The sequence below is a fragment of the Natronomonas salinimetallica genome, from assembly GCF_013839515.1.
Taxonomy (GTDB): Archaea; Halobacteriota; Halobacteria; order Halobacteriales; family Haloarculaceae; genus Natronomonas.
In genome coordinates, this window is the sequence record NZ_JACDNQ010000025.1 from 5,976 (window position 1) to 13,168 (window position 7,193).

The 7,193-nt window shown below is 54.8% G+C and carries 3 protein-coding genes, 1 tRNA gene and 1 pseudogene; 1 reads left to right on the forward strand and 4 read right to left on the reverse strand.

What is annotated here, in order from left to right; all coding sequences use genetic code 11:
* Window positions 1–370 (forward strand): zinc ribbon domain-containing protein (locus HZR14_RS14270; RefSeq protein WP_220132587.1); only part of this gene is annotated, 370 nt, incomplete at its 5' end.
* An 11-nt stretch (window positions 371–381) separates the two neighbouring features.
* On the opposite strand, the gene HZR14_RS14065 is transcribed toward HZR14_RS14270, so the two are convergent.
* The 4 genes and pseudogenes from HZR14_RS14065 to HZR14_RS14760 form a co-directional block, all read right to left on the reverse strand.
* Window positions 382–2,361, reverse strand: a complete 1,980-nt coding sequence (locus HZR14_RS14065; protein ID WP_181693510.1) for a DUF460 domain-containing protein — start codon at window positions 2,359–2,361, stop codon at window positions 382–384.
* Between the two features lie 126 nt (window positions 2,362–2,487).
* Window positions 2,488–2,569: transfer RNA gene (locus tag HZR14_RS14070), tRNA-Ser, on the reverse strand.
* A gap of 362 nt (window positions 2,570–2,931) precedes the next feature.
* A complete protein-coding gene (locus HZR14_RS14075) occupies window positions 2,932–6,777 on the reverse strand; it encodes an Eco57I restriction-modification methylase domain-containing protein (RefSeq protein ID WP_181693511.1) in 3,846 nt (1,281 codons plus the stop codon).
* A gap of 47 nt (window positions 6,778–6,824) precedes the next feature.
* A pseudogene (locus tag HZR14_RS14760) lies at window positions 6,825–6,959 on the reverse strand (DUF8139 family protein); the annotation flags it as partial.
* Between the last annotated feature and the right edge of the window lie 234 nt (window positions 6,960–7,193).

Genomic DNA, 7,193 nt, shown 5'->3' on the forward strand with positions numbered 1-7,193 from the left:
TGAAGGAACGCACTTCGTCGCGGTCAACCCGAGAGGGACGACTAAAGAGTGCGCGTCGTGTGGTGTCTCAACCGACAAGCCGTTGTGGGTCCGTGAACACTCCTGTCCTGCCTGCGGGTTCGAGGCGGACAGGGACGCGAACGCGGCGTGGAACATCCTTTCTCGCGGCCTCGAAGACGTAGGAGTGGGACACTCCGAATCAACGTCCCCAGAAATCTTCGAGTTCTGGTGTGCGAACGAATCGCAGGGCGATTCGTTAACGCCTGTGGAGACTGCGCTCCCTGTGGATACACCTGTGTCTGCAAAGCGCGTCGTGGAAGCAGGAAGCCCTACCCTCAAGGAGCGAACGGCGTCAGCCGTGAGCGAGTAGGGTAGGGTAGTTCACTCGCCTCGCTCGGGGTTTCGCGCTCGGTGTTCGCTTATCAACTGGTCGATCTCGGCGGCCTTTCGCTCGCGTCGCCGCTCTTCGGCCCGCTCGTGCCATGCCTGGACGACCGCTTCGACCTCGCGCTCGCGGGCGACGGCGAGTTCATCGACCTCCTGAATCGCGACGTCCGCCGCGGGGCCGACCGGGATCTCGCGATCGAAGAGGACCTCGTCGGCCTGCTCGGAGAGCCCGCCCGCCCGCAACACGACGCGCGGTTCGTATTCGGCTAACCGTTTTGCGGTCTCGTGGCCGGCCCCGCTCGCGTCTCGGAGATAAACCACGTCGTCGGGGGCGATGCCGTAGGCGTCGTCGGCGCGTTCGATCGCGTCCTTCGTGAACTGCTCGACCGGCTTGATCGGAACGAGCCCGCGCTTTTTTTCCGCCACGTCGGCGAAATCCGAGTGATCGAGCTTCCAGAGCTCCTTGAGCCGCTCGAGTTTGTCCGCCAGCCGTTCGTTCGCCTCCTCGGCCTCGGCGAGTTCGCGTTTGAGCCGCTCGGTTTCGCGTTCGAGCCGGGTCACCTCGCGGCGCTCCCGTGCCTCGCGGCGTTCCTCGCGGCGGGCCGCAGAGAGCTCCGACTCCAGCTCCTCGATCCGGTCGTCCTTCCGTGAGACGGTGTCGTTGAGATCCGATACGTGCGATTCGAGCCGCTGGACGCGGTCCTCGAGTCGCTTGATCCGCTTTTCCTCGTCGGTACGCTCGCGGGGGTCGTGTGTGGTCTCCTCCGCGTTCTCCCCGTCGTCGTCGCGCATCGCTTCGAGGACGGCCTCGACGCTCTCCTCGCCGGAGACGACCCGCGCGATGACCTCCCCGCGCTCGAACTGCGGTGGGACTTTCTGTCCGATCCGATCGAACTGGTCCTCGTGGGAGTCGAACGCGAAAAGCGCCGCCGCCATCGCGTCGCGTTCGTGGTCGTTGTCGTAGGCCTCCTCGCGTGTCCGGTGGAGCTTCTTGTCGATGGAGAGATCCCGATCGGGGATCCACCCGGCGGCGTCGAAGCTCCGACGGATCTTCTCGACGGTCTCGGGCATCGGTTCGACGTCGGCTGCGACGATGACCGGCCGGCCGTGCTCGATGATCCACTCGATCACGTCGGCGGTATCGGCCGTCCGACTCGACCACACGTCGAGGACGGCCCCCTCGAGATCCGTCACCCCCACGGCGGTCGTCGTTCCGGGATCGATCCCGACGATGACGTGGTCGCGACGCGTCGCAAGCGGCCGGTACTCGATTCCGTCGCGGCGTTCGCGCTCGATCTCTATTCTGGTGTCGCCGGATCGGTGCTCCGAGACCGGCAGTTCGGCGGGCGTCGCCTCGACCTCGAAGCGTGCCTGCGAGTAGCCGCCGTACTTTTCGGTCACGTCCCGTTCGTACTCCAGGGCCGCCTCGTCGAGTTTTGATTCGACCTCCCTGGCGGTCGTCTTCACGGAGCCGTGGATCCGGCGGGTAAACCGGTCCTCGCTCCAGCCGCCGCTCCCCGTCGAACGGCCCCGCGAGACCTTGATTTCGGTCGTGTTCCGAAAGGCCGAGACCTCGTAGCCGACGTTTCGGGCGGCGAGTCGAGCCGCCGCCTCGGCCTCCTTCATCGGTTTTTTGCCGTACGGAACGCCGTGACGGGTGGCGACCCGCGAAAGCGGCTCCGGGCGCTCGTCGCCGGTCACCTGGACGAGTTTCGTCTCCGAAGGCAGCCCTCGAAGGAACCGGACCAGCCCGGCTTTGTCCTCGGCCAACTCGAAGGTGTTGTCGGTCGCTACGATCGCCGGCTCTTCGCTCTCGATCCGGCGGTGGAGCTTTCGCAGCGAGATGACGTCGCGGTCTATCGTCTCCCCGTCGTACGTGACGATGGCGTAGGAGGGAGCATCGCCCCGAACGTCGCCGCTTTGGATGTCGACGCCGAAGATACGGTCGTTCAGGGCGCTCGTTCGCGTGCTCACACGACGGGATACGCTGTGAGCGTTGATAAATCCCGTGACGGAACCGGGGTGTCCTGTTGGACCTTGGGAGCGTCCGCCCGCGGAAAGACGACCCCTCGGACCGAGCAGGGGCTGTCGGATCGGATGCGGTGGGACTGGGATTTGAACCCAGGAGGCTTGCGCCACCTGCTTTCAAGGCAGGCGCAATGGGCCGCTCTGCCATCCCACCTGTAAACGAGTTGACAATTAGGCCTGAGTCATGTGATTTTCGACGCCTTCTGGAACAAACGTCATGTCCCAAACAAATGCCATTGCGGTTATATTGAACCACGCTGGGAGCATCGAAATCACACTCATTGGAGCCTATAACCATGTCTAAGCCCAACAAATATGAAAATGTCGTCTTACTCTTCGACACCGTGTCATAGAATACGTCTCACACCCTCTGCCTGACGATTATACAGCGCTCAATTCGCGTATGAGCCTGTAGTTTCGCCAGGCGTTGGCTTTGTTCAATACATATGCCATGAATAATACCTGTTGAGAACTACTGTATGACACGCTCACTACTATTGTACCTCTTGCGTGACCTCAGAATACTTCAAGATAGTCCTCAATTACCTCACGCTCTTCGTCTGTGAGGTCGAACAGGTCGTACACCGTTTGGTCGATCTCTGCTTCGAGATCTTCGACGCTTGCCTCTTCGACGGTTTGCCGGTCAGATTCAAGCGCTTCAATAAGCTGTTCCACACCGTCCTGAGACTGTGGAATCGGAATCGTCTGTTCTTCTCCCTTCTTCACGTTCCGCCCATCGACGGCGGCGTGGACATACTGCGACCGAAGCTTTCGCTCCTTTGAATCGCCTCTGTCCATTAATGGATCAGTTATTTCGTCAGAACGGCCAGCAGTTACGGTGAATCGATCAGTACCTAATTCCTGAATAGTAGCTTTCACTGGGTAGCGTCGCGTTTGCCACTCGTACTCGATATACTCAAGATCGCCTGTAAATTCTCCTAAGTAAGCTTCGGGGAAACGACGAGTTTTTGTATCTTTTTTTAATACTCTACGGATCTCATAAACAGATCCAGATACTCTGTTCCCTGATTCACTCGAAATAAATGGGATTTGGTTGATATAGCGAGTCCGATACGCGTAGTATGCTTTAATAGGTGAAAAGGACTTGATTGAGGAGATATGCTTGAGATAGTATTCAGAAATATTAGAATTAATGTATCCGGATGTAAAGTTACTTTTATCTGAATAACTGCTCTTAAGGGCTATCCCATATCCACTAGCGAAGTGCCAATTTCCGTCGTCAGGAATGAATTGTGCGGAGTCCGAGAATTCTTTTCCGATGAGTTTCGGCTTTTGAAAACGGCTCAGGTTCTGTGGACGTGCAAGTTTATACCAATTATCTGAATTTTCAAGCGTGCCACCTTCTCGACTTTCAAGCTCATCACGGTGAGAATTGAGGTATTTCCAAGTCAGCGGCAAATCTTCTTTTAATATATCTGCTGATATAAGTTCATTCTCTGAATTATATGGAATAAGCAGATGTTTTCCACCCCAATTTGCTTCCCATCTGCGGAATGAATCTCGCTCTAACCAAGGACAGAGCAAATCGGATTCAATCTCGTATGTTTGTTCGGAACCTGTAGGTTGAATCATGATCGTGTCTCCACCGGCTTCGGGAGGGATGCGATTCGCATTAACTGGCTCAACGATAAAGATCCCGTTCGCTCCGGTTCGAAGCCCCTGAAATACTGCGTCGGTAATCTCTTCAATAGTGCGATCGGATTTTCTCCCTAATTTCTTGAAGACTTCATATTCTTTAGGAGGCATCAACGTCCAATCCCCATCAGTTAACTCGGATTGGGGGAATCGAAATACATCAACATTGGAATCAGTATATCGCGTACTTTTTCGACTTTCAGTAGCTGAGGTCATTATTCGCTCCCCGAGGTCGTCGGGCGCTTCAGAATAGTCTGCCCGAACTCGGATACATGATATATAGTTGTTATTTGCTGTCTCGGAACCGTTTTGAAGTAGAACAATGGCAGGATAATTTAATGCATCTTCAAATACGCCGGCACCACGGAAGTTGAATACTTCTTTAATCCTTGTTTCATTTCGTATAATATTACGTAGATTTTCCCCATCCTCAGCCATCATAAATTGACTTGGTGTAATATATCCTAATTTTCCTTCGTCGGCTAACATATCTATTCCTCTTTCATAAAATAGATAATACAGATCATATGCTCCATCAGTAGAACGATATAGCTGGTTAATATACGCCTGCTGTGAATCTGATACTCTTTGGATTCGTACGTATGGTGGGTTTCCAACCACGTAGTCATATGTCATATAGTTCTTTACAACAAGAGATAGAACCGTATCTTCGAACATCTTAAATAAGCGACCATCACCGTGGTCTTCTCGTAGATATCGAACTGTACCGAGAATGTCGTCCACGTACGGTTCGAAAAACTCCTCGATACCTTCGTACTCGCGGGTCGTATAGCGGTGAATGCCTTCTTTGAGTCCCCCACCGTATTCCCACCAGCCCTCTCGCATATGGAATTTCACCACGTCCAGCACGCCTTGGAGAGCCGCATAGTACTCTCCGAAGTTCCGAACTCCGGCATTTATTTTCGCTGTGTCGTACTTCGGCATCCGAACTCGTTGAACGAGAAACCCGTCGTCAAGTTCAGAGTCAGTCACCTCACCCTCCTCCACCTCGATAGGGAGCGGTACGGGGATCTTTACATCTTGGCTGTCCTCCGTTACCGAATCCAACGTCATCTGCGTCTGCCCCTCATCTCCAAGGTCGATACCTGTCAGTTCCCGCTCATTCCGCAAAGAGTCAGTCCGGAAGATTGGCAGGCGGCGGATAGTGAAATCTTCAGTCTCCCGTTTCGCATCCCGGTACTCCGGGAGAATAGCGACCATAAACCGAATCTGCGCCATCAAAACGGCGAATGGATGAATGTCGAGGCCGACGATATGGGGTCTTGTGCAGAGTTCGGTGAGGTGTCCTGACCAATCTGGATCGTCGTTATACCGGCGTACATCTTCGAGATAGCGATTGACGGCTTCAACAAGAAACGTACCGGAGCCGCAGGACGGATCGATAAGGCGTTCCTGTGAGACGCCGACGTTGTAGTCCACTCCATTAATAATGTAGTTGACGACTGGCTGAGGAGTGTAGAACTCCCCGAGGGCTTTCCGCGTCTCCGGGTCAAAGTACCGCTGGTAGAGATTACCAAGCGGGTCGCCCTCAATATGGGAGAAATCGAACTTCAGCACGGCGAAAGAGACGTGAGCAATAGCGCGACTGAACCGCTCACGGGTGGCTGGGCTTACGCGGCTCACGTCGCTCCCTTCTTTCGCCACGTCGCGGAAACGGTTGTATGGATTGTCGTGTTGGCTGGCGGTTTGCTCACCATAGCCGTCCGTCCACCAAATGAATATGTCGTCTTCGAATAGACTCTGGACGAGCTGGTTCCGCATATCCTCGATCATCCCGTTGGCTGCGACGGGATAGGCATCGCGGTCGATGTTCCCTCCAAAACCACCGAGTTCGTCGAAGTACCGGCGAAGTCCTTTGCTGTTCGGGAAGAAGTCGTGATCGTCGGTAGCTTTCGCTAAGAGAAGTCGTGCCAGAAGCGCGTGACCGGATTCCAGACAGAACATGAAGTCATGGAGTGACTGTCTCCCATTAACGAACGGTTCCCATGAGTCGGGCGTTTCATCGGGTGTACTCGCGTAGCTGGCTTCCCAGAAGTCGTATGCCCCCTTGACGAACTTCGCTTCCTGTTCATCGCGGAGTTCTTCGAGCAGATCCATCATCGCCGTCACAAGGTCAGCAAACGGACTGTCTTCCTCCAAGCGGAACGTCTCAAAGAAGTGTTCTCTGCCGAGTTCGCCGTCGAGTTCTACTTCATCGAGGCGGCTGAGGAAAGCTGTGACACTCTCGGGATCAGTTATGTCCCATTCGGGCTTTTCGAGGGCGGCTTCGAGATCGGCGGCGTCACTCCCCGTTGCATCTCTGGGGGAGATAGTGAGAAGACGAGTTCGTCCATCACGTCGGTAAAGGCGGATTTCATCGCCATTGGTCAGAACACCGTAGTCGGCCTTGAGTTCCTCCACGTAGTGGAACAGTTGATCTTCGTGAGGACCGAGGTCACGGTCGGTGGTCTTGAATTCGTAGACTGCGGTGACGGACTCGTTGTTGTCAAGAGTGACGTAGTCGGGACGGCGGTTATCAGGAAGTGTCCACTCACTTCGGAGGTCGTGACCCGCTCCCTCGTAGCCGAGAACCGTATAAAAATTTTCGTTGAGAAAGGAGTTCTCTACATCCTTCTCACTCATGTCATCATCAAGTCGGGATGCGATCCCGTGGAGGGCATCGAGAATCGCAGACGTATCGGACATATCCCCTCTGAAACAGCCACTGATAAAAAAAGTGTACCCTGATCGCCTCACTCAATTGGTGATCGACGATTTCGTTGACAGAAATCAATGAGTTCGCCACTATCGAGTTCAATACGGCATAGTTCATTGTCGGTATTATCTTCCGTTATGCTCCCAGCGTCATCGACTAGGATGGAGACAACTGTCCCATGTTCTCATTCTGACAGGTATGGCAGATATTTGTGACTGATCCCTCTGGTTTTTCCAAGGAGCAAGTGTTGTCGTTAGCGCCACATCGAAGACAGGGTTCCTCTGTCTCTCGTACGATTGGCATAATGCGAGTGAACTACCCCTGCCTACTCGCCCGCTGTCGCGGACTCGTTGAGGCAGGGGCTTCCTGTTTCGACGACGTTGTCAGACTGCGTCTGACAGCCTGT